This window comes from Telmatobacter bradus (assembly GCF_048629425.1).
Taxonomy (GTDB): Bacteria; Acidobacteriota; Terriglobia; order Terriglobales; family Acidobacteriaceae; genus Telmatobacter; species Telmatobacter bradus.
Window position 1 is genome coordinate 748,021 of sequence record NZ_CP184532.1, and the last position, 22,316, is coordinate 770,336.

Consider the following 22,316-nt stretch of genomic DNA (forward strand, 5'->3'; position numbering starts at 1 on the left):
CCCTCCGGGGTCAGATTGCAGCAATTCCAAAACATGCTTTAAGCGGCCCGGGTTGATGGCTCGCGGAACGGATGCGGGCTCTATGGAAAGTATGTCAAAAGAGGGTACAAAAACTGAAGGGGCTGACCGGTGTGGTCAGCCCCTTCCATTCCAGGAGGAGTGTTTCTTCCTCCGTCTGCAGGACGCCGATTACTTGGCGGCCTTCTTGTGGTGCTTCTTTTCGCCGAGCGGCTTGCGAACTTCGGCCTTGGTCTTGGAAGCATCCGCCGGAGTGGTGCCCTTGACGTCGTTGTCGAAGCTGGCGCCGGCCGGAACCAGGTAGTTCTCAACCGTCTTGTCGTCGGTGGTGCCGGTGGAGGTGGAGATGCGCGAGGCATCAATGCCCTTGTCGGCTACCAGGTACTGCTTGGTGTTGACGGCACGCTGCGAAGCGAGGTCTTCAACCTTGGCCTTCTTGTGCTTGGTGGCAAAGGCGGCTTCCTTGGCGGTTTTGGCCTTTTCCTTGGCGTCGGCTTCACCAACCACTACAGCCTTGGCATCCGCCGAGCGCTGCAGGTCGAGGGCAACTTCATCCAGGCAAGCCTTGGCTTCGTTGTCCACGCGGGTCGGGCGCTTGGCGTCCTTGGTAAAGCTGATCGAGCACAGGGCCTGGGTCTTGGGCGAAGGCACGACAGGAGCAACGATGGTCACGTCGGTGTTGGCAGAGGTGCTGTGACCCTTGTCATCGGCAACGGTGCAGGTGATGCCGGCAACGCCGGTGGGTGCGCCTGCCGAGGTGTAGGTAGCCGTGGTGCCGCTGCCCGCAATGGAGCCAGCCGTGGCGGAGTAGCTGTAGGTGAGCGGGCGGTTCTGCGGGCTCACTGCAACGGCCGTAATGGTGGCCGTGTCGCCGGGCTTGATGGTGCTGGGAGCAGTCGAGCAGCTGATCGTCGGGGGCTCAAAGGGCTTGACCGTGAAGGTGGTCGTGGCCGTGGCCGACTGGCCGGGCTTCAGGCCTTCCTTGCCGGGCTTGCCTTCCTTGATCTCAGACTTGACGGTGTAGGTGCCCGGAGCCAGCGAAGCGCTGTCAACCGTGGCCGTGGCGCCGTTACCCTTGACGCCGTCACCCGACCAAACGTAAACCGAGTTCAGCTTGGGAAGGACGTTGCCGGGCGTGGCAGTCACAGTGATGGGCTCGCCTGCGTAAACCGAGGTCGGAACCGCAGCCACAGCCAGGGTTACCGGCGGCGGCGGGGTGACGGAACCGATGTGGTAGACGATACCGGTGCTCAGACGGGCAGCGTTGATGTTGGCGCGGCCACCATAGGTCTGGGTCTGCGGACCGAAGTCAGCATGCATGTATTCGTAGTCAAACTGGAAAAGGCGAACGCCAAGACGGCCGCCGAAGAGCGGGGTCTTGTAGTCAAGTCCGCCGCCAACCGTGATGGCCGGACCCCAGGTGTTGGGGTTGTAATAAGGACCACCCACATAAGCGCCGCCCACCAGGGCATGCACGAAGGGGGTGATGTCGCCAGCGGGGAAGCGGGCAATCAGGCCGGCCTGGGCGGTCAGGAAGCCGTCATCGTTGCTGTGGGTGCCGACGTTGGAGTTCGCACGCTGCGTGCCCCACTCGTGTTCACCGAACTCGACCTGTGCGCCTACATACTTATTGAAGAAGTAGGCTCCGCTGAACAGGCCGCCCACGTTGACCGCATCGTAGCTGGCGGTAACGGACGTACCGGCGGGGTTGGTGGTGGTCACTGTGCCCTTCGGTGCCAGGTAGCTGTAACCGGCAAAGATATCCCACTTCGAGGGTGAATCACTGGCCGGGGTCTTGGCCGTACTCTTGGCCTGAGCTGTCAGGGCAACGGGAACCATCGCCACCAACCCCAAGGCAAGAACACGACTCATGCTTTTCAGTTGACGAGCATGCATGCGTTTATCCTCCGCAATTTAGCTGTTGTAACAAATAGAAAAGAACTGCGTGCGAGCCGTAGCTCGTACGTTGCGGCGGGATTTTGATACAGGCTTTTCCCCGCCTCCTTCTGCAGCACTAATAAAAGTACCATAGGTACAAATTCAAACAACACATTTTTCAATGAGTTGCCTTGCTAGTCATTGACTACAGAAGTCGGTATTGGGTTCTTTTCCTACCATCAGACGCACCAGGAATTCCATGCGTCCACTTCGTTGTTTGTTCTTTGCGGCGCCCCTCACCCCAGGTTCAAGGTCTTCCGCAAACTTCCCCGCTCCTGCTGGATCTTTTCCTGCAGCAGCGTAATGGCGTAGATCAATTGTTCCGGGCGCGGCGGGCACCCAGGAACATAGACGTCCACCGGTACAATTTGGTTAACGCCCTGCACGACCGCATAGTTGTTGAAAACTCCGCCCGAAGTCGCACAGGCTCCCATCGAGATGACCCATTTGGGTTCAGGCATCTGGTCGTACAGGCGGCGCAACACGGGAGCCATCTTCTGCGACACGCGACCGGCCACGATCATCAGATCGGATTGCCGCGGCGAAGGCCGGAAGACCTCGGCACCAAAGCGGGCCAAGTCAAAGCGGGCCGCACCGGTGGACATCATCTCAATGGCGCAGCAGGCCAGGCCGAAAGTCATCGGCCAGATTGAGTTTTTGCGGACCCAGTTCACGGCGTAGTCCAGCGAAGTCAGAATTACGCCTTCAGGCTGCTCGAAACCATAGTTGACCTCTTGAAGCCGGGCGCGATTCTTCGCGCTGCTCTCCAGGGCGCCAAACATGTATCTGTCCCGTTGTGCAGTTGCCGTCATGTCTTACACTATACGCCGCATCCGTACCACTGACTCCAGACAAATCTACAGGCGGCATCCAAAAAAGCGTCGTGTTGGTTCTTGTCGTCTGAGACGGTATTTCGTGCTGAACTGTTCAGTATGAGACAGTATTTGCTCTTGTAACTCTGTGAGTTATCGCGCGCAGGCCGAAGGGGCGGTTTGAACGCCGGATGGAGCGCGCCAGTCTGCCGGGAGCCAGAGCGTAACTTCGAAGCGGATCGACTGTAGCGAACCGTGCGGCGTAGCCCCGGCGCTGCCCGCAGGCAGGCTGGTATGCGGCTGATGCCGCGCTTGCTGAGCCCAGTTCTGCGCAAATGGCGCAGGATCGGCAATGCCTTCATTCAGGCGTGCGTCCAAAATGCGCAACTGCCCGCTGGCCGAGTGCTGGGCCAGTTCCATCAGACGCAGGGAGCTGCTGGCGCTGTGGGCGTCAGGTTTGCCAGAAGCCAGGGCGGGTTCCAATAGACGGAACTGCTTTTGGCCCTCGGCAAAGGCGGCGGGATCGACGAGGAAGTGAAAGCTGCGCGGATTCCATCCGATCGCATCCTGGGCGCGCAGGCCGAAGGTGGTGCCAATCTCGCGTTCGCTGATCGAGCCCCAGGGCGGCGTAGCCAGCAGCAGCGCATCAGGAAAGCCGGTGGGCCGGTCGCGGTCCACCACCAGATCCCAGCCGGAATAGCCTTGTTTGCCGGGCACGATGGGCAGCAGGGAAAAGCTCCAGCCCTGGCCGATGGGCTGCGCCCAGCGTTGGCCGGCAGCCACTTCGCCGTTGAGCACCAGTTTGCGGCAGCTCTGCGTGGGGCTTTGCGCTCCTGCAAAAGACGGCAGCAGTAGAAGAAGGCAGGGCAGAATCTTCCGCAGTTTTCGGAGCACATTGTTTTCAGCCAAAAAATCCTCCACGGGGTGGCGCGGTACCTGCACTGAGAGCGCTGGCCGGATGATCCGCCTGCTTTTATTATCCGCGCAGTGCGAGCGGGCGGCTGCAAGCAGAAATTCAGCGGGCGAAGAAACGAACCAATCTTTATGGCGTTTCGCTGAATCCTTATTTCACCATCTATGATTGTGAACTAGAGGATGTAGTGCGAAAAGCATGAAATCTTCATGGGTTTCTTATACAGCGCATGAAATATTTCTCATCATTGAGCCTACAAACAGATATCTCTCGGCATATTCCATAGGGTGAAGCAACCGTAGGTCTGTTTTTGTGGCTGTTGTTCCATGGTCGGCAAACATGGCATTCGCCCGACCCGGGCAGGGACGCCCGCCGTCCATATTCTGCGTTCCACCCATTCTCGTTGTTTCGGAGTTGAACCTCGTATGTCTCGTGGAATCAAGCTGCTCTTTCTTGCCCTCTGTCTTTTCCCGGCCACACTTGGTCTGGCGCAGGCCGCCGCCGCAACACCGGCCGCTCCTGCCGCCGCAAGCGCTTCAACCCAGGCCCAGATCGATGCTTTGCAGCAGGCTCTGAAGGCCACCCAGGCGGCCGCAGCCAGCGCCCAGTCGTCGGGCGACAATGCCTGGATGCTGGTTTCGGCTGCCTTTGTGCTGCTGATGACCGGCCCTGGACTGGCCCTGTTTTACGGCGGTCTGGTCCGCCAGAAGAACATTCTGGGCACCATGATGCAGAGCTTCGCCATGATGGGCCTGATCACGATTCTGTGGGCCGTCGTTGGCTACTCGCTCTGCTTTGGCCACGGCAACGCCTTTATCGGCGGTTTTGAGCACATCTTCCTGAAGGGTGTGGGTCTGACCCCGAATGCCGACTACGCGGCCACCATTCCCGAGCAGACCTTCATGGTCTACCAGTTGATGTTCGCCATCATCACGCCTGCCTTGATCACCGGTGCATTTGCCGAGCGCATGAAGTTCAGCTCCATGGCGGTTTTCCTGTCGCTGTGGTCGCTGATCGTTTACAGCCCCATGGCGCACATGGTTTGGGGTGTGGGCGGATTTCTGAATATTTCAGGTGGCGTGGTTCCCTCGCTGGACTTTGCCGGCGGAACGGTGGTGCACATCACCTCGGGCGTTTCGGCGCTGGTGACGGCGCTCTACCTGGGCAAGCGGGCTGGCTATCCGCACACCAAAATGTCGCCCCACTCGCTGGTGCTCAGCTTTATTGGCGCATGCCTTCTGTGGTTTGGCTGGTTCGGCTTCAATGCCGGTTCGGCGCTGGCCGCCAACGGTCTGGCCACTTCGGCCTTCGTGAATACTCACTTTGCCGCCGCTGCCGCCGCCCTTAGCTGGACGATTGCTGAATGGATTCACAACGGCAAGCCGACGGCCCTGGGCGCGATTTCCGGCGCAGTCGCCGGTCTGGTCGCCATTACCCCGGCTTCGGGCTTTGTGCAGCCCATGTCGGCCATCATCATCGGCCTGATTGCCGGTATTTTCTGCCCCTTCATGGTCTTCAAGGTGAAGGCGATGTTTGGCTACGATGACTCTCTGGACGCCTTTGGCGTACACGGCGCGGGTGGAACGCTGGGTGCGGTGCTCACTGGCCTGTTTGCCGCCAGCGTCATCAATCCCGTCTTCAAGGACAAGGCTGGCAATGTGCTGCCTTCGGGGGCCATCGAAGGCCACTGGCACCAGGTGCTGAACCAGTTGGGCGGCATTGGCCTGGCCTGGGGCATCTCGATTGTGGGCACGCTGGTGCTGCTCTTCGTGGTGGATAAGACCATGGGTCTGCGCCTCTCGCCGGATGCCGAGGCCGAGGGTATGGACCTGAACCAGCACGGTGAAGAAGGTTACGACTTCAACGGCTGATCGCACACTCCGGGCGGCGTTTCTTACGCTGGAAGCGCCGTCTGGCTTTGCCTGAAGTAGCCTGTCATGGGCTATACTCACGAGCGCAGACAGGCTTGTTCCGTCCTAGCGCAAAGCGGTTCCCGAGGGAGAAAAACTTTCCTCCGGTTGCAGTCACGCTGGCGGCTTTCCTGTTACGCTATCGAACGAGGCTTTACGCGTATGCTGAAAATCGAAGCAATTCTTCAACCTTCCAAGCTGGATGCTGTCAAGGATGCCCTGCTCGAAGCGGGCGTCGAAGGAATGACCATCCTGGAGGCCCGCGGCCATGGCCGCCAGAAGGGCCATACGGAGTTTTACCGCGGTCGCGAGTACACGGTCGACCTTCTTCCTAAGGTCAAGATCGAACTGATTGTGACCGAGGATATGAAGGAAAAGGCCGTGCAGGCCATTATTTCCGCCGCCCGTACCGGTCGCATCGGCGATGGCAAGATCTTTGTCAGCCACATCGACGAGGCCATCCGCATCCGCAACGACGAGCGCGGTGAAACCGCTCTCTAATTTCATTCTTCGGAATCCACCCCAACCCCGGTCCGCGCATCTTTTTGCGTTGGCCGGGGTTTTTACATTTGTGTGGGTGGGTGCAGGACGGGATGTGCGGAAGCCAGTTGCCGCGCTATGCTGAAGTGCGATGTTTTTTTGCCGTATGGAGGGTTTTGTGCGGAAGCGCAGTCTTTTTGTTGGCTTTCTTTTGCTGATTGCAAGCGTGGGGCTGCGGGCCCAGGATGAACGCACTGTGACTGAACCGGTGCTGCCCGTGGCCTGTGCCTCACTGGATGCGCAGCTGACCTCGGTGGGAGCTTCGCTGGCCGCCGAAGACGAGCAAAAGCTCGACACGGAGCGTATTCAGAAGGCCATTGACCACTGCAAAAGCGGCGGTGTTTACCTCCATGCGGTCAAGGAGAAAAACGCCTTCCTCAGTGGTCCGCTGGAGCTGAAGTCGAATGTGACGCTGGTGGTTGCCAAGGGCGTGACGCTCTATGCCTCCCGCGATCCCCGCCAGTATGAAACCACGCCCGGCGTCTGCGGCGTGGTGCTTGAAAAGAATGTGCACGGCTGCCGTCCGCTGATTGCCGTAAGCCATGCTGAAAATGCCGCCGTCATGGGCGAGGGCGCGATTGATGGCCGGGGCGGCGAAAAGCTGCTGGGCACCTCCTATACCTGGTGGAATCTGGCTGAACAGGCCCGCGCTGGCGGTGCGCAGCAGGCCTTTCGTCTGGTGGTGGCGGAGCATTCCGACAACTTCACGCTCTACCAGATCACCTTCAAAAACTCACCCAACTTTCATGTCACCTTTAGCCACGGCTCGGGCTTTACCGCCTGGGGCGTAAAGATCGACACACCGCAGCGCGGAGCGCGCAACACCGACGGCATTGATCCGGGCAGTGATGCCAAAAATGTGACCATTGCCTACAGCTCGATCCGCACCGGCGACGACAACGTGGCCATCAAGGGCGGCGCACCGGGCGGCGCGCGCCAGATGACGATTGCGCATAATCATTTTTACTGGGGCCACGGCATGTCCATTGGCAGCGAGACCGACGGCGGTGTGGACAAGATTCTGGTTACGGATCTTTCGCTGGATGGACCCGACAACGGTATCCGCATCAAGTCGAATGGCTCACGCGGCGGCTTGACCGAGCATGTGCTCTACGACGAGGTGTGCGTCCGCAATTCGCCCAACCCGATTGTGCTGGACACGGCCTACTCGGCGGCGGGCACGCTGAAGGGCGATCATCAGCCCTCGATGCGGGCCATCACGCTGCACAATGTGCGTGTGGCGGGCGGCGGAAAAATCAGCTTCAACGGCTATGATTCCAAGCATCGCGTTGCCGTGGCGCTTGATGGCGTGCAGTTGGTCGATCATGAGGCGTACAAGTACGCCTTCAGCCATGCGGATGTTTCTCTCGGTCCGGGAGCGACGAATCTGCAACTGCCCCAAGGCGACGATGCCACACTCACAGGCGCACCTGCCCAGGCCAGTGCGGCAGCCTGCCAGAACAAGTTTGTGGAGTTTCCGCGCTAGTAATCAAACTCTAAAGTTCGCATCCAAACCTTGGGCTGAATAGGCAGCGGAAGAACCTGTGGCGGAGGGAGGCAGGGGTTTTAACCCCTGCGAAAAATCTGCACGGTGAGCGGGGGCTTCAGCCCCGGAAGTCTTTCCGCAGGCAGCCATCCAGAGCAGGCAGTGGACGAAAAATCCAGCGCCTAGAGCAAATTCAGAATGACCGTGCAGTCTGAAAGAGTGTGCAGGATGCCGTTTTCTTGAGGAAAACGACACTTTGGTCCATCAACTCCCTCTACAGCAATTCTGAATTTGCTATAAAGGCAGTATTCCACGCAGCTATTCTTCATGGGTCTGAAGACCCATGCTCCCTCCGCAAATACAAATTTACTTTGGTGCGAGTTTTTCTGCAGGCTGTTTGGCCTGCAGAAAACACCCCATGCTCAGGCCAAAAATTCGCGCACAAAGGGATCGCTGGAGCGCAGAAGTTCGCCGAGCGTGCCGTCAAAGATGAGGCGGCCCTCGTTGAGCATCATGTAGGTGGTCGAGGGATCGGTCTGGCCTTCAGGCAGGGGAACCATGCGCTCCAGCTCTGCATCGTAACGGTGCGTGGAGAGCGTGAAGGCGTCCTGCAGGCGATGCGTCACCAGCAGCGAGGGCGTGTGGTTGATGTCGCGCGCCTTGACGATCAGCTCGATGATCTGCGTGGAAGTCACAGGATCAAGTCCGCCGGTGGGCGAATCGTAGAGGATCAGTTCAGGCTCATGAATGAAGGCGCGGGCGATGGCCACACGACGGCGCATGCCGCCCGAGAGACTCGCCGGGTAGAGGTCGAAGGTGTCTTCCAGGCCGACAAAGCGCAAGGCCTCGCGCACGCGGGCGTTTACCTCTCTGGCGGGCACTTCTTCCTGCACCAGCTGGTAGCCAACGTTGTCGCGGATGGTGAGCGAGTCAAAGAGCGCACCTTCCTGAAAGACCATGCCGGTGCGGGCGCGCAGAGGAAAGAGCGCTTCCTCGGGCAGACGGCTGATGGCCTGGCCAAACATGCGGATGGAGCCGTGGTCAGGATGCAGAAGAGCATCGGCCAGCTTGAGCAAGACGCTTTTGCCCACGCCTGCAGGTCCCAGCAGAATGCGGGTTTCGCCGGGAGCAAGCGTGAAGCTGATGTCTTCAAGCACCGTCTGCCGGCCAAAGCTGAGCGTGACGTTGCGAAAGCTGAGCACGGGCTTGGTGCTTGCGGTTTGGGGCACTGCAGGGGCATCGCTCATAGGGCGTAGGGAAACAGCGTGAGCAGCACGCGGGTCAGCAGGAAATCGACAAAGATGATGAGCACGCTGGAGACCACTACCGCCTGAATGGTGGAGCGGCCCACACCCTGCGTTCCGCCGCTGGTGCGCAGACCATAAAAGCAGCCTACCGAGCTGAGAATGAAGCCGAAGAACATGGGCTTGACCAGGCCCTGAATGATGTCAGGGTAGCGCAAATGCTCGTAGGCCATTGAGAAGTACTGCATGCCGTTCTGATGGTTCATGTAGACCGTGACGGCAGCGCCGCCCAGCAGGCCAGAGGCGTCAGCCACAATGGTCAGAAACAGCAGCATGAAGACGCTGGAGACGATGCGCGGCGTAACCAGCTTGCGCATCGGATCCACACCGAGGGCGCGCATGGCATCGATCTGTTCGGTAACCACCATGGAGCCGAGTTCACTGGCCATCGACGAGGAGTTGCGCCCCGCCACCATCACACCGGTCAGCACCGGCCCAAGCTCGCGGATCATGGTGAGCGAGACGAACTGGCCGGTGATGGCGGTTGCGCCAAAAGCGGCCAGCGTGGAGGCCGACTGCAACGCCAGCACGCCGCCGGTGGAAATGCCCGAGAGCATTACGATCGGTAGTGAACCCACGCCAATAATGTCGGACTGCAGCAGGAATTCGCTCCAGTAGATAGGCGGGCGGTAAAGATTGCGGAGGGCGCGCAGAACAAAGATCGAGTACTCCTGAATGGACAGGATGATCTGTTTGGCAGTGCGTTCCAGATGGAAGATTTCCAGCATGTTTTCTCGTTCTTTCCTGGCGCTCGGTCGGCAAGGACAGAATAGCGCATAAGGGCCATGGATGCGGGCCTGTGCGCGACCGAAAACCAGCGAAAACAGCGTGCTGCTGGAGGGATGCGCCGAATCTCACGGCGCATCCACAAGATTTCCGAGGTTCCCGGAAGGCTATTCAAAGAGCCAGTCCAGATTGGCCGTTGCGCCGCTTGCAGCATGGGGCGTGAGGTGTGCTTCGGCCGGAACAAAGCCGAGCACAACGTAGTTTCCCTTGCCCAGGTTCAGCTCATTCGCGCCGGTCGGCAGTTGCATCGTCCATATGCTGGCCGCATGCTTCGTCTTGCCGTCGAGAGGAATAGCATCGGGGTAAAGCAAGTTCCACTCTTCGGCTTCTGATGCGAATCCGCGGCCAGCATCGCCGCCCGTAGGCAGAAGCGCTACCAGAATCTGCGCCGGGGCCGAAAGGGTGAAATGCAGTGGCTGCTTGCCGGAAGGATCGGGCCGGATTCCGTTCATTCCGTCGAACTCCGCAGGAACCTGAACGGCATTGACGGGAGCTTTGCCGGTGCGCAGAACCGCGCCCGCACCGAGTGTGAAGTCTTCTCCGCCCGATTCGAGCTTGAACGTCACAGACGCAAGTTTTTTCTCGCTGGTTTGCGCTTTGGATTCTCCGGAACGCAGCAGAGCAGCACGTTTGCGGAAGGTGGTCAGCTCTTTTTCGTAGATGGGCAGCAGGCCGCTCCAGTCCAGGGTTTTGGCGGTTGCAGTCACCGGAATACGGCGGTGTGGCGAATGCAGAGCGGCCGCATCGCGATAGCTTCCTGCGGTCAGTTGTGCCAGTTGGCGGAAGTCTTCAACGGATTGCGCCAGCGCTGCTTCCGCAGTGTCAAGATGCTTCAGGTTGTGATCGTTTTGGTAGAGCAGAATCTGCTCAGCGGCGTTGATCTTTGCCTGATAAAACGCGGTGAGAGCGTGGATCGAACGCATGTCGTTCAGGAAGCGTTCGTACTCATCGCGATTGGTTTGGATGGCAGGGCCAGCGGCTTCAGCTTCGTGCGTGGCCTTGGCGGTATCAGCCTCCAACTCACTGGCTGCGCCGATGGGCGTGTCGCCATGGTGCGGTTTACCGGCCACTTCGTTGGCCACATATTCGTCCAGACGCTCGCCGTCCATGGCATCGCCGGTCCAGAGCGAATCGATTGCGCCATAGCGGGCCGGGTCGATCAGCTCCGGCATCGTCATGCCCAGCGAGAGCGCCTGACGATTGCCTTCGGTAATGCCCACGCGTGCGAGTAAGCGCGGCGCAGCCGGAGCACTGAGTTGATAGGCGTTGAGCAGATGTGCTGCAGCCTCGCGTGAGCCATAGTGCGCGGCAATGCGATCAATCCAGTAGGCGCGCTCCGCCTGCTTGTCGCGATCCGGATTCCACGCATAGCGTGCCCAGGCCTCGAACCAGATCCAGTCGCGATCGGTCTGCTCCAGTTCCGGCGTGGTTTTGTCGGCGCTGACGGGCCACTCCCAGTAGCGCAGTGGATACAGATGCAGGCCACTGATGCCGATGCGTTCAAAGCTCTGCGAGGTCTGCTGAATGTACTCCGGGCTGCCCCAGCGGAAGGGTTCCAGGTTGGAGAGCAAATGCACGTTGGCGATGGTGACCTTGGAGATTGGGATCAGCTCTGTGAACTGCTTGAGCACCGGGCCGCGCACGTCGGAGGAGGTGAGCGATTCGCCATTCCACTTGAACATGGTGTCGATGTTCGAGTAGAGCGGGTGCGAGGCGTTCATCACTGCGTCAATGTCGGTGGAGTGGCGGCGCACGATGATGGGCGGCTCGGGCACGGCGTGGCCTGTCTGCGTTGCAAGTTCAGCCAGCCCATCCTTCACGCCGGGAAGAATGGCCTCGCTCATCCACTGCGCGCCGTACTTGGGGCTCATGGCTTCGCCGAGTGTAATCAGCAGGCCCACGCTGGGGTATTCGCGAATGAACTCAGAGAGGGCGTAGCGCGTGTAGGCTGTGGCCAGTTCGTTGGGGCTGGAAAGATGATTGGGCAGATTGTGCGCCTTCGCAAAAGTGTGCGAAAGATGAATATTGTAAAAGCCCTGAATCACCCAGATGCCGCGCCGGTCTGCTTCCGCGGTCAGCCAGCGGAACATGGCGATGTTCTGTTCCAGCTGAGCGTCGGTGAGCTCCTGCGCTTCGGGATATTTGGGTAGCCGCAAGAGCGACGTGAAGGGATGGCCATTCCACAGATAGAGCGCGTTGTAGCGCTCGGCAGCCAGCATGTCCAGATATTTGGTCCAGCGGACCTTGTCGTAGAAGAAGGGAAATTCCTTGGGCGTGTAACGGTAGTCGTACTCCGCGCCCTCGTAGGTGATTTCCGGCTTCTGCATGCCAATGACGGTGCCGCGCAGCTTCAGGTGCGGATGATCGTCCACACTGATTGCCGCAGGCAGCGCATGGGCCGCGCGAATGCGTGAAGCCAGTTCCAGAGCGCCATAGAGCACGCCGCTGGCATCGGCTCCGGCCACCAGAATCGTGTTACCCACGCGACGTAGCGCAAAGGCTTCTGGCACGCTGGCGGAGAGCGCAGTCAGTTGTGCGGCGTAGGGCTTCAGTGCCGGATCGTCGCAGCGCGCCAGAAGGATGGTTTCATTGCCAGAAAGCTGGCTGGTGGCGGCGCGCAGTTGTTCGGCGGCGTAAAGTTCGCGAGGCGCGGGATTCGATCCCGTGAGTACGCGGGGCGCGGCCAGCAGAGGCAAGGCAAAAAGAAAGTAGACAAGAAGAAGTTTTTTCACGGATTCATCACCCACAGCAAAGGCGTCGTGAGCGGCGTTGGCCGCCGTTCCTCCTCAGTGTAGGGGGTGCGTAGGTGCGCGGAGACGCAGAGTGCGCAAGAAGAAAAGGAAAATTTGAAAATGCGCGGGGTATTCCGGTGCGCGGCACGAATTGGGCGCAGGTTGGGCCGTGCGTAGCCTGAATGCGCGTGCCGAAAAGCCGCAGCAGCGGTAGGTGATCCGAAGTTCCAGAAACGGGTTTCAGAGCCGAAAATAACCGAGCAACCGCCCCTGCTTCGTGGTTTATTCTGTAGATTACGCATGAAGAACGAAGCGATTCCCAATCTGACAGCATTTGACGATGCGTCGCTGAATCAAGCTTTTGCTGCATTGACGGCTGAGGCACAAGAGGCTGCGGCATCGATCGAGGGCGAGACGGGCGTTGAGTCCTTTCGCCTGGAGTGGCTCGGGCGCAAGCAGGGCCGACTGAACGACGTCTCGGGCAAGTGGCTGAAAGCGGCTCCGCCGGAGGCCAAAAAGGCGCTCGGCCAGCGTTTTAACGAGCTGAAGAAGACGGTCGAGGCGCTGCTGGAAACGGCGGCGGGCGCGGGTCCGTCGGATGCGGCTCTGGCGGCCGAGGCCCTCGACATCACCCTGCCCGGCACCCGCCGGTTGCTGGGCGCCGAGCACCCCATTACCAAGACCATGAACGAGATTGTGGCGGTTTTTGCCTCGCTGGGTTACTCGGTGGGTGTGGGGCCGGAGGTCGAAAGCGACTTCTACAACTTCGAGTGCATGAATTTTCCGCCCGGGCATCCGGCGCGCGATACGCAGGACACGCTGGTGGTGGCCGGGCAGGAAAAGCGCAATCAGCGCGACCGCCTGCTGATGCGCACCCACACCTCGCCCGTGCAGATGCGCACCATGGAAGCTCAGGCTCCGCCGGTGCGGATCGTGATTCCCGGCAAGGTGCATCGTAACGACGCCGCCGACGCTACCCACTCGCCGATCTTCCATCAGGTGGAGGGTTTGTGCGTGGACGAGAACATTACCTTCTCTGACTTAAAGGGCACGCTCGACTACGCGATGAAGGCCTTCTTCGGCTCGTCGGTGAAGACGCGCTTCTTTCCGAGCTTCTTTCCGTTTACCGAGCCTAGCGCCGACGTGCAGATCAGCTGCATCTTCTGCGGAGGCAAGGGTTGCCGCAAGTGCAAGGACTCGGGCTGGATCGAGTTGCTTGGTTGTGGCATGGTGGATCCGGCAGTCTTCGCTTTTGCTGCTGAAAAGCAGCCCGGCTACGATTCCAAGAAGATCTCCGGCTTTGCCTTCGGCATGGGCGTGGAGCGTATTGCCATGATGAAGTACGGCATCAGCGAAATTGGCCAATTCTATGCCGGCGATATGCGGTTCTTGAGTCAGTTCGTGTAGCTGGCTTCAGATTTGAAATGGATGAACGAGGGAAGCGTCAGGGAATTGATGGAGCAGTGTGAAGAAGTTGCCAGGCTCCTCAATGGCTTGTTGGCAGCCATGCAGGACTAAGATCCTGCTGGCTTGCTGGCTTGCTGACTTGCTGACTTGCCCGCACAAGGAATGTACGCATGCAAATTCTGACGAAGTGGCTGAGAGCTTACCTGCCCGAGCTTCCCGTAGACGACCACAAGCTGGCCGAAGATCTTACCCTGCGCGGCATTGCCGTGGATGGCGTTTATCCGCTGGCAGAGGGCAACGGCGTCCTGCTGGAGATGGACGTAACCACCAACCGCGTGGACGCCATGAATCACTACGGCGTAGCGCGGGAGGCGGCGGCCATCTATGGCTTGCCTTTGCCCGAGGTGAAGTACGCGCTGCCCGCTTTCAAGCCCGCAGCCAAGCCAGTGAGTGTGCGCATTGAGGCGGAAGATGCTTGTGGCCGTTACAGTGCCCGCATCCTGCGCGACATCACTATTACCGACTCGCGCGACTGGTTTGCCGGAGCCGAGGTCTGCACCTACTTTGACCTGCTCGGGCAGAAGAAGATTTCCAACGCCGTGGACGCGTCGAATTACGCATGGCTCTCGATTGGCCAACCCACTCACGCCTTTGATTACGACAAGGTGGAAGGCGGAATCGTGGTGCGCCGCGCCAAGAAGGGCGAAAAGCTGAAGACGCTCGATGGCGTTGAACGCACGCTCGATCCAGAAGACCTGATCATCGCCGACGATGTAAAGCCGCTGGCGCTGGCTGGTGTCATGGGCGGATGGGACTCGATGATTACGCTCGCGACGAAGAACGTGTTGGTGGAGTCGGCCTGGTTTGAGCAGGTGGCCGTGCGCCGTACCGCTCGCCGTCACGGATTGCACACCGACGCCAGCCATCGCTACGAACGCGGCGCGGACTTCAATGCAGCGCTCACTGGCTCCGATCTTGTGTCGAGCATTCTGCTCGCCAGCGGCGGTTGGATCGAGGGCGATGTGGTCGATGCGCAGGTTCCCGCCATGGCCGCCAAGACTGCGGGTCGCAAGCCTGTGGAACTGCGCCTGAGCGAAGTCAAGCGCATCCTTGGCAAGACCATCGACGAAGAAGGTTTGACCGCGGCAATCGTTGAGACGGTGCTTTCGGCGCTTGGTTGCAAACTGGCGAGCCAGCAGGTCAGCGAGTTGGCTAGTCAGCCAGCTGCGGCGTGGCTGGTGACGCTGCCCAGTTGGCGGCTCGACGTGGAGCGCGAGATCGACCTGATCGAAGAGGTTGCGCGCGTTTATGGCTACAACCGCTTTCAGAACACGCTGCCTTCGTTTGGCGGCGGTGTGCGTGCCCTGCCCTGGGCTGAGAATGAAGCTGCGGTGCGGCAGACGTTGCGTGCCGCTGGCTTCCATGAGGCCATCAGCAGCACCTTCTGCTCGCAGGTCGAGGCCGATCTGACCACGCAACTACCTGGGCAGGTGGTTCCGCTCGGCAATCCACTCAGTGAAGAGGCTGGCGTGCTGCGGCCGTCGCTGGTTCCGGGCATGCTCGGGATGATTGCCGGCAATCTGAACCGCGACGTGAGCGACGTGCGTTTGTTCGAATTGGGCACGGTCTTTAGCGGCACCACGGAAAAGGTGGATGAGCGTCCCGCATTGAGTTTTGGCGCGGTGGGCAGCTTGGCCGAGCAGGGCGCGCTGCATAAGGGCCGTGCGGTAGACTTCTTCGACGTGAAGGGCGCGGTGGAGCAGGTGATTGGCCGCTTCCAGGCACGCAGCGTCTACTACGACCGCTTCCCGGCCGAGGCTGGCATCACGCCCGCGTGGCTGCATCCTTACCGCGCTGCCCGCATTGTGGTGGATGGCGCAACGGTGGGTTGGTTCGGCCAGTTGCATCCGGCTGAAGCCTCCAAGCGCAAGCTCAAGGAGCCGGTGATTGCAGGCGAAATTTATCTGGATCGCCTCTACAAACAGCCTCTCGCCAAGCCTGCTTCGCGTGATATTTCTCGCTTCCAGCCGGTGCGTCGCGACTTCTCTCTGGTTCTGGAGGAGAGTATTGCGTGGGAGGCTGTGGACAAGGCACTGGCCGGCCTTGATCTGCCTGAACTGGTGGACTGGCGCGTGCGTGAGGTCTTCCGCGACAAGCGCATGGAGGGCAAGGAGTACTCGCTGCTGTTGGGTACCACCTTCCAGGCTGCCGACCGCACCTTGCGTGAAGAAGAACTGCAGAGCTATCAGGAGCAGGTGATTGCGGCTGTCGGTAAAGTAGGCGCACGTCTGCGGGCTTGAGTAAGTAATTTCAAAGAATCAACAAGAAAAGCGGGCCGTGGCTGAAGAAAGCTGCGGCCTGCTTTTTTGCATGTGTAAGGTTTGAGTCTGGCTGGAGCAAAGCCTGCGGTTTTTCGCTATTGATTGACTACAATCAACAGTACAGCGGCGGGATATACTGACACGAACAAGCCGAAAGAACGGTTTGAAGAGATGAAGTCGCAGATCAGGGCGGAGGAAGAGTTTCAATGACGCAGACGTTTTGGGAGTCGGAGGAAGCGGCCGCAGCTGGGCAGGCCCAGCCGCAGAACGCGGGACAGGATACGGATTTTGTTCCGGAGCAGCTGCAGGCAGGAGCGCCCGCAGCGGAAACAAAGTCGGCTGTGGCACTGAGCGCCGATGAATTTTCCGCTCTCGAAGAGCGCATTCTGCGTGCCGTGGAACTGGTGAAGAGCGAGAGGCGGCAGCGTCTGGCCGTGGAGTCGCGTCTGGCCGAGCAGGAAGTGCAGTTGCGCGAGCAGAACACCTTGGTTGAGATGATCCAGAAGGATATGGAAGTATTGCGTGGAGAACGGGATCAGGTGCGGCAGCGCATTGAACGCCTGTTGGCGCAACTCGATTCGCTGGAGCTGTGAGGGAGGAAATGGCGGAAGAACAGAGCGGCGGCAAAATCGACTATGTGACGGTTGAGATTTACGATCAGTCGTACCACCTGTCGGGGCAGGATCCGGAGCACATTCGCGCCTTGGCCCATACGGTGGATGCGAAGATGCGCGCCGTGGCCGCGCAGGGGCGTACTGTGGATTCCCTGCGTGTTGCCGTTCTGACTGCGCTGAACATGGCCGATGAGTTGGCCCGCCTTACACCGCAGTCAGCGCCTTCGCAACAGACGCCGCCCGAGATCAGCCAGGCTCAGGTGCGTGCCGCAAGTTTGCGGGGTCTGCTCGATGAGGTGCTCGAAAGCGATCGCGGCATGGGCGTCTAGAGCAGAAATCTGAATCGCCAAGAGTGGGAACGGAGCGCGCCTGAAGTCTGGGTGCGCTCATTATTTTTTGGTGTGTGGCGCGGAATACACCGGGGGCAAAGCGTGCAAAAGTGGGAAAAGACGCGGAAAGAGTGCAGAAAATCCCTTCTGCGCTCCCTGTGCAAAAAAGTGAAGGTCCAAGAAAGTAGCACAGCCCGACCGCATAGAACAAGACTTGTAATTCCGCCCGAAAGCCCCTACTATCCAAGCTAGAAACCGGCCTGCAAAGCAGGTGGAAGAGAACGCTGGTTGAACCAACATTCATTGAACAGGGGTTCGACTCGAAAAATCGGTTCTGTGTGCCGTGTCCGCCAGTCCGGAATGCCTAATGAACCGCGGAGAACTCCACCGTCTTAGGACGGGTTCACCAGCCTAATCGACCACGGCCCAGCGGGTCGGCTTCTTGTTTTTCAGGGCAACTTTGTGAGTGGGTGGCTTTGCCGCTGCCGGTTTCCACTGTGCCCGTGCTCCCCTGAAGTGCCTCCCGCCTAGTATTCTCTTCTGGTGCATCCTGTTTTGTTCCATCTTGGTGCGGTGATTGTGCCCAGCTACGGGGCGGCTGCGGCGATGGGCGTTCTGCTGGCGCTATTTTTGGCTCAGGCTACCGCGCGGCGCTTTCGTCTGGAGACCAGTGCGGTGTGGAACCTGTGTGTTTACACGCTCTTTGCCGCCATTGTTGCCGAGCGTCTGCTGCTGGTTCTGCTCAACTGGAGCATGCTGCGTGTGCATCCTTCGTGGCTGCTGGCCCTGGCTATGGTGCATCATCCACTGCTTTCCGGTGCGGGGGCGCTGGCGGGCGTTGCTGTTGCGTGGCTGTACGCCCGCAAAAAAAATCTCCCGGCGCTGACGGTGGCCGATGCGTTGGCTGTTCCGGTGGCTATCGGACTGGCTTTTGAGCAGTTGGGAGCCTTGCTGGCTGGTTCCGGCTATGGGGCGGACGCGCCCGAGGCGCTGCCCTGGGCCGTAACGTATTCAAGCACCATGGCGGCACGCATGAGTGGTACGCCGCTGGGCGTTGCGCTCTATCCGGTGCAGGCCTATGCGGCTCTGGGTTGGCTCTTGCTCACGGTGTTTTTGCTGCTGTGGCAGCTCAAGGTTCGCCAGCCGGGCGATGTGGCAGGAGCCGGGCTGATGGGCTTTGGCGTGGTGGTGTTTTTAACAGAATTATGGCGTGCCGACGAAGGCCGCGGGCGCATGCTGCAAGGCGCGCTTGACGGGCCGCAACTGGCTGCGATTGCTGCAGTGCTCGCTGGTGCGTGGCTGCTGCGGGAACAACGCGTCGATTCTCCGGCGCGCAACGAAAGTGAAAGTGAGGTCCTCCATGGCTAAGCCGAAGAAGACTGCTGCAAAAAAGAAAGATGCCCAACCGGCGGCGATCCTGCTCTCGGCGGACGAACCCGTTGTGTTTCGTTTTGACCTGGAAGAGGACGAAGAAGAAGTAAACGGGGCTGCGGTAGAAGCCGTCGAGCCGACGCTTGCTCCGGAAGAGTTTGGTCCCTTGCCGAGTGAGCTGATCGCTCCTGGTGAAGTCGTTGGCCAGCGTCTGGATGCGTATTTGGCCAGCCAACTGCCCGGTGTGAGCCGCGCGCGCGTACAGATGCTCATTGACCAGAGCGATGTGCTGGTGGATGGCGAAGTCAACAAGGCTTCGTTCAAGCTGCGTGGTGGTGAGCGGATCGAGATCAAGGGTGAGCCGCGGCCTGCGCCGCTCAAGGCCATGCCGGAAGATATTCCGCTCGACGTCATCTACGAGGATGCCAGCCTGGCCGTCATCAACAAGCCGGCCGGAATGATGGTCCACGCTGGTTCGGGTCAGAATGAGGACGAGCGCTCGCGCGGCACCTTGGTGAACGCCATCCTCTTCCGCTTCAAAAAGCTCTCCGGCGTCAGCGGTGAGATGCGGCCCGGCATTGTGCACCGGCTGGACAAAGACACCAGCGGCTTGATCGTGGTGGCCAAGAATGATCGCGCCCACTCGCTGCTGGGTACCATGTTCAGCGAACGTAAGATGAAGAAGACTTATGTGGCGCTGGTGGTGGGAGCGTTTGAGCGGCCGCGTGGCACCGTGAATGCCGCCATCAGCCGCGACCCGGCCCGGCGCACGCGTATGACCACCGCACCTAACGAAAATGGCCGCTCAGCCGTCTCTCACTATGAGGTGATCCGGTCCTTTGAAGGCCGGTTTGGTCGCTTTAGTCTGGTTCGGGTACAGATCGAGACCGGCCGCACGCATCAGATTCGCGTGCACATGGCCTCGCTGGGGCATCCGGTGGTGGGCGATACGCTCTATGGCGGACCAGGGCAGGTGACCGATCAGGTGGCTGCCAACCTGTTCAGCTCGCGTACGGCCCGGCGCAATCATGAGCCGGAACGGCTGCGGCTGGAACGCAATTTTCTGCACGCGGCCGAGCTCGAATTTGAGCATCCGGTTTCGCATAAGGCTCTCAAGCTGACGGCACCGTTGGCGCCCGAGCTGGAGGAGTTTTTACTGCGGCTTGAGGCAGAGCCCGTAGCCGCCAAAAAGGCATGATTTCTGCCCCGCCCGGAGGTGCTGGCGGGCTGGAACGAATGGTTGAAGCTGAGCCAGAGTTGCTCTGTCCCGGAGGCAGTATGCTTGAGTCCATGCAACCCGCAGGGAGCATTGATGCGGCACAATTTTCCGGGCATACAGGGCCTCTGGTTTTGCACTAGAATGAGGGAGCTATGATCAGAAAGATATTTGGTTTCATGCTTGCAGCGCCGCTCGCGGCGTCCTTGCTTGCTGCCCAGCAGCCGACGGCTCCGGCCGCCACGCAGCAGTCCACGTCTGCCCCGATTGCCCAGCCGCAGGAGCAGGCTCCGTCAAGCGAGGCCACCACCGACGTGGGCGTGACCACCCTGAAGGCTCAGGTGAACGAAGTCAATCTGATCTTCACCGTGACCGACAAGCATGGGCACTACAACCCGGATCTGAAATTGAGCGATTTTGCCCTGCTCGACGACCAGAAGGCTCCGGCCCATGTGAACTCGTTCCATCAGCAGATCAATCTGCCGTTGCGGGTGGGCATTGTGGTGGACGCCAGCAGTTCCATCCACTCCCGTTTTCAGTTCGAGCAGCAGTCGGCTACCGAGTTTCTGTTGCAGATTCTCAAGGCTCGCTCTGACCGCGCCTTTGTCATGGGCTTTGATGTGACGCCCAACGTGACCGCCGACTGGAGCAACAATCTGGACGCGCTGGAAACCGGCATCAACCGCCTGAAGCCGGGCGGCGGCACGGCGCTCTACGATGCCGTCTATACAGCCTGCCATGACAAGCTGCAGGGCATTGGCCGTAACGTGGAGCCGGTGCGCAAGGCCATGATTCTGCTCTCCGATGGCGATGACAACCAGAGCCACGCCTATCTGGGCGAGGCCATCAAGGCCTGCCAGCGCTCCGAAACCATCATCTACGCCATCAGCACCAATTGGACCCCCAGCCGTGGCCCCGGCGACAAGGTTATGGAGCAGTTGGCCAGCGAGACCGGCGGTCAGGCCTTCTTCCCGCCTTCGGTCGAAGATATTTCCAAGAGTTTTACCGACATCGAAGAAGAACTGCGCAGCCAGTACGCGCTCACCTATACCCCGGCCGACTTCAAGATGGATGGATCCTTCCGGCCCATCTACCTGTACTGCAACGACCGTCGCTATACGGTGCGAACCAAAAAAGGCTACTTCGTACCAAAGCAGTAAATGCATTTTCAGAAGGTATTTACGCTCAACACAGGCTCCCGGAGAACGGGAGCCTGTGTTTTTTTGTGGCATGAACGCCTGACGAGCCATTTTTCCTTTTGGAATCATGATTTTGAAGAAGAAAAGGCGGAAATGGAGCGGGGTGAGGCAGAAAAGTGTTTCAATTCAGGACGTTTTGGCGCCTGTTGTCCAAATTTGCTCCAGAGGGGATTTCCTCAGTATTTGGACTCACTTAGTTGAGCGATTGCACGATGAAATAGGGGAAGGTGAAATCCGGGCAGGCCCCCCTGAGAAGGACGTAGGCAGGTGGGAGAGTACTGATCTGCCAAGCGTGAGCCGTACAGCCGCGATTTTGCCAGGCCGTTGCCAGAGGGCGCGGTTGGGGGGTGGGAACAGTGATCCGACAGGCGATTTCTTGCGACATTTGTGCAGCGGAAAAAAAGCAGACCAACCACTGGTTTGTGGCCTACGAAATGGGTGGGGAACTGCGCATCAGTGGATGGAACTCTCGCAACCGTTTGCGGGCCAACTCTAAACATTTGTGCGGGCAAACCTGTCTTCATAAGCTGGTGGATGACTACATGGCGCGTTCCATCGGCGGTCAGTCTAGCAAGGGTATTGATGCCATGGATGTGGCGGATGGCTCTTTTGGCCTCGATACGCATCTCGCTACGCATGTTGACGTGCGTGGTGAGGTTCATGGCACAGCGGAGCGCCACGAAATCTCTGACTCTTATCTGATTCGCGAACGGCTGAGCGAGCCGCGGCGGAGCGTTGCCCGCTTCAGCGATGCAAGCTTGACCACGACGAGCAGCTTTGAGGAAGATGAATCCTCGGCGCGTCTGATTCCTGCGGCTGCTTTACCCTCTTCCAAGCCTGCCGCGCGGGCGGCTTCCGCGCTGGTGCGCATGCCGGCCAAGGTGGAAGTGGAAGCAGTAGCGGAGCTGGAAGAGGAGAGTCCATCCGAGATGCCGCGGCACAAGTCGCGAAACTGGAGAGCCGAGGCCTGGGAACGGGAACGGGAACGCGAATTGCGTGCTGCTGCGCGGGTGCGTTCCAGTCGCTAAACGGGCTGTGCAAAACTCGGAGCGGAGGGAGGCAGGGGTTTTAACCCCTGCAAAAAACGGCAAAATGAGCGGGGGCTTCACAGGCTGCGGAAAAACGGTTGAATCCTTGCGGGGGGCAGGAGAGAAACGTCCCTCAGGGGCTAAAGCCCCGTTGATTTTATTGCGTTTATTTGGCACGGCTGAAGCCGTGCCCTTTCAAAACCGAGCCCCAAGAGAGTTTTTCCGCAGCCTGTTCAGCCCCGGAAGTCTTTCGGAAGTTTGCAGCCAAAGTAAGAAAAAGCCCGCGCCTAAAGGCGATCTTCGCGGTATCCCTGCTTCAGGGGCCTTAAGGCCCCTGCTCCCTCCGCAAATACCAATCCACTCTGGTGTGAGTTTTTCCGCAGTCAGCTTGG

At 59.6% G+C, this 22,316-nt stretch carries 17 protein-coding genes; 11 read left to right on the forward strand and 6 right to left on the reverse strand.

Translation table 11 applies throughout. The features are described from left to right. Positions 1–189 precede the first annotated feature (189 nt). The 3 genes from ACOBR2_RS03170 to ACOBR2_RS03180 form a co-directional block, all read right to left on the reverse strand. Complete coding sequence (locus ACOBR2_RS03170; RefSeq protein WP_420238620.1) at positions 190–1,890, reverse strand: hypothetical protein; 1,701 nt, start codon at positions 1,888–1,890, stop codon at positions 190–192. Between the two features lie 302 nt (positions 1,891–2,192). After that, positions 2,193–2,768: an NADH-quinone oxidoreductase subunit B gene (locus tag ACOBR2_RS03175; protein ID WP_420238621.1), complete on the reverse strand. Its 576-nt coding sequence runs from the start codon at positions 2,766–2,768 to the stop codon at positions 2,193–2,195. A 153-nt stretch (positions 2,769–2,921) separates the two neighbouring features. After that, positions 2,922–3,677 (reverse strand): hypothetical protein, encoded by a 756-nt coding sequence (locus tag ACOBR2_RS03180; protein WP_420238622.1) that lies wholly within the window; start codon positions 3,675–3,677, stop codon positions 2,922–2,924. A 429-nt stretch (positions 3,678–4,106) separates the two neighbouring features. On the opposite strand from ACOBR2_RS03180, the gene ACOBR2_RS03185 reads away from it, so the two are divergent. The 3 genes from ACOBR2_RS03185 (at position 4,107) to ACOBR2_RS03195 (ending at position 7,617) form a co-directional block, all read left to right on the forward strand. Continuing rightward, the gene (locus tag ACOBR2_RS03185; RefSeq protein WP_420238623.1) at positions 4,107–5,552 is read left to right on the forward strand and encodes an ammonium transporter; all 1,446 of its coding nucleotides are present in this window, start codon (positions 4,107–4,109) and stop codon (positions 5,550–5,552) included. A 201-nt stretch (positions 5,553–5,753) separates the two neighbouring features. After that, the gene (locus tag ACOBR2_RS03190; protein ID WP_420238624.1) at positions 5,754–6,092 is read left to right on the forward strand and encodes a P-II family nitrogen regulator; all 339 of its coding nucleotides are present in this window, start codon (positions 5,754–5,756) and stop codon (positions 6,090–6,092) included. Between the two features lie 157 nt (positions 6,093–6,249). Continuing rightward, the gene (locus ACOBR2_RS03195; RefSeq protein WP_420238625.1) at positions 6,250–7,617 is read left to right on the forward strand and encodes a glycoside hydrolase family 28 protein; all 1,368 of its coding nucleotides are present in this window, start codon (positions 6,250–6,252) and stop codon (positions 7,615–7,617) included. Positions 7,618–8,039: 422 nt separating this feature from the next. Here the strand turns inward: ACOBR2_RS03195 and ACOBR2_RS03200 are convergent, their stop codons facing one another. The 3 genes from ACOBR2_RS03200 to ACOBR2_RS03210 all read right to left on the reverse strand — a co-directional run bounded on the left by ACOBR2_RS03200 (position 8,040) and on the right by ACOBR2_RS03210 (position 12,439). Then, the gene (locus tag ACOBR2_RS03200) at positions 8,040–8,864 is read right to left on the reverse strand and encodes an ABC transporter ATP-binding protein (RefSeq protein ID WP_420238626.1); all 825 of its coding nucleotides are present in this window, start codon (positions 8,862–8,864) and stop codon (positions 8,040–8,042) included. Beyond that, positions 8,861–9,649, reverse strand: coding sequence for an MlaE family ABC transporter permease (locus ACOBR2_RS03205; protein ID WP_420238627.1), 789 nt, complete (start codon positions 9,647–9,649; stop codon positions 8,861–8,863). The genes ACOBR2_RS03200 and ACOBR2_RS03205 overlap by 4 nt, the downstream gene beginning before the upstream one ends. Before the next feature lie 165 nt (positions 9,650–9,814). Further along, positions 9,815–12,439, reverse strand: a complete 2,625-nt coding sequence (locus ACOBR2_RS03210; protein ID WP_420238628.1) for a hypothetical protein — start codon at positions 12,437–12,439, stop codon at positions 9,815–9,817. A gap of 300 nt (positions 12,440–12,739) precedes the next feature. Between ACOBR2_RS03210 and pheS the strand changes: the two genes are divergently transcribed. From pheS to ACOBR2_RS03250, 8 genes are all read left to right on the forward strand, one after another. After that, positions 12,740–13,846 carry a phenylalanine--tRNA ligase subunit alpha gene (pheS, locus tag ACOBR2_RS03215; protein ID WP_420238629.1) on the forward strand — a complete coding sequence of 369 codons (1,107 nt, stop codon included), beginning with the start codon at positions 12,740–12,742 and terminating at the stop codon, positions 13,844–13,846. A 170-nt stretch (positions 13,847–14,016) separates the two neighbouring features. Continuing rightward, on the forward strand, positions 14,017–16,146 hold the full coding sequence (pheT, locus tag ACOBR2_RS03220; protein WP_420238630.1) for a phenylalanine--tRNA ligase subunit beta: 2,130 nt from the start codon (positions 14,017–14,019) through the stop codon (positions 16,144–16,146). Positions 16,147–16,373: 227 nt separating this feature from the next. Continuing rightward, a complete protein-coding gene (locus ACOBR2_RS03225; RefSeq protein ID WP_420238631.1) occupies positions 16,374–16,760 on the forward strand; it encodes a hypothetical protein in 387 nt (128 codons plus the stop codon). 8 nt (positions 16,761–16,768) lie between these two features. Further along, entirely contained in the window at positions 16,769–17,110 is a 342-nt protein-coding gene (locus ACOBR2_RS03230) for a cell division protein ZapA (RefSeq protein WP_420238632.1), read from the forward strand. Between the two features lie 543 nt (positions 17,111–17,653). Further along, a complete protein-coding gene (locus tag ACOBR2_RS03235) occupies positions 17,654–18,478 on the forward strand; it encodes a prolipoprotein diacylglyceryl transferase (RefSeq protein WP_420238633.1) in 825 nt (274 codons plus the stop codon). Continuing rightward, complete coding sequence (locus ACOBR2_RS03240; RefSeq protein WP_420238634.1) at positions 18,471–19,679, forward strand: RluA family pseudouridine synthase; 1,209 nt, start codon at positions 18,471–18,473, stop codon at positions 19,677–19,679. The genes ACOBR2_RS03235 and ACOBR2_RS03240 overlap by 8 nt, the downstream gene beginning before the upstream one ends. 173 nt (positions 19,680–19,852) lie before the next feature. Next, the gene (locus ACOBR2_RS03245) at positions 19,853–20,857 is read left to right on the forward strand and encodes a VWA domain-containing protein (RefSeq protein ID WP_420238635.1); all 1,005 of its coding nucleotides are present in this window, start codon (positions 19,853–19,855) and stop codon (positions 20,855–20,857) included. A 581-nt stretch (positions 20,858–21,438) separates the two neighbouring features. Then, positions 21,439–21,924 (forward strand): hypothetical protein, encoded by a 486-nt coding sequence (locus ACOBR2_RS03250; protein ID WP_420238636.1) that lies wholly within the window; start codon positions 21,439–21,441, stop codon positions 21,922–21,924. Positions 21,925–22,316: the final 392 nt, after the last annotated feature.

Coding starts and splice junctions, on each gene's coding strand:
- ACOBR2_RS03170 (WP_420238620.1), bottom strand. CDS start 1,890: ATGAGTCGTGTTCTTGCCTTGGGGTTGGTGGCGATGGTTCCCGTTGCC.
- ACOBR2_RS03175 (WP_420238621.1), bottom strand. CDS start 2,768: ATGACGGCAACTGCACAACGGGACAGATACATGTTTGGCGCCCTGGAG.
- ACOBR2_RS03185 (WP_420238623.1), top strand. CDS start 4,107: ATGTCTCGTGGAATCAAGCTGCTCTTTCTTGCCCTCTGTCTTTTCCCG.
- ACOBR2_RS03190 (WP_420238624.1), top strand. CDS start 5,754: ATGCTGAAAATCGAAGCAATTCTTCAACCTTCCAAGCTGGATGCTGTC.
- ACOBR2_RS03200 (WP_420238626.1), bottom strand. CDS start 8,864: ATGAGCGATGCCCCTGCAGTGCCCCAAACCGCAAGCACCAAGCCCGTG.
- ACOBR2_RS03205 (WP_420238627.1), bottom strand. CDS start 9,649: ATGCTGGAAATCTTCCATCTGGAACGCACTGCCAAACAGATCATCCTG.
- pheS (WP_420238629.1), top strand. CDS start 12,740: ATGAAGAACGAAGCGATTCCCAATCTGACAGCATTTGACGATGCGTCG.
- pheT (WP_420238630.1), top strand. CDS start 14,017: ATGCAAATTCTGACGAAGTGGCTGAGAGCTTACCTGCCCGAGCTTCCC.
- ACOBR2_RS03225 (WP_420238631.1), top strand. CDS start 16,374: ATGACGCAGACGTTTTGGGAGTCGGAGGAAGCGGCCGCAGCTGGGCAG.
- ACOBR2_RS03230 (WP_420238632.1), top strand. CDS start 16,769: ATGGCGGAAGAACAGAGCGGCGGCAAAATCGACTATGTGACGGTTGAG.
- ACOBR2_RS03240 (WP_420238634.1), top strand. CDS start 18,471: ATGGCTAAGCCGAAGAAGACTGCTGCAAAAAAGAAAGATGCCCAACCG.
- ACOBR2_RS03245 (WP_420238635.1), top strand. CDS start 19,853: ATGATCAGAAAGATATTTGGTTTCATGCTTGCAGCGCCGCTCGCGGCG.
- ACOBR2_RS03250 (WP_420238636.1), top strand. CDS start 21,439: ATGGCGCGTTCCATCGGCGGTCAGTCTAGCAAGGGTATTGATGCCATG.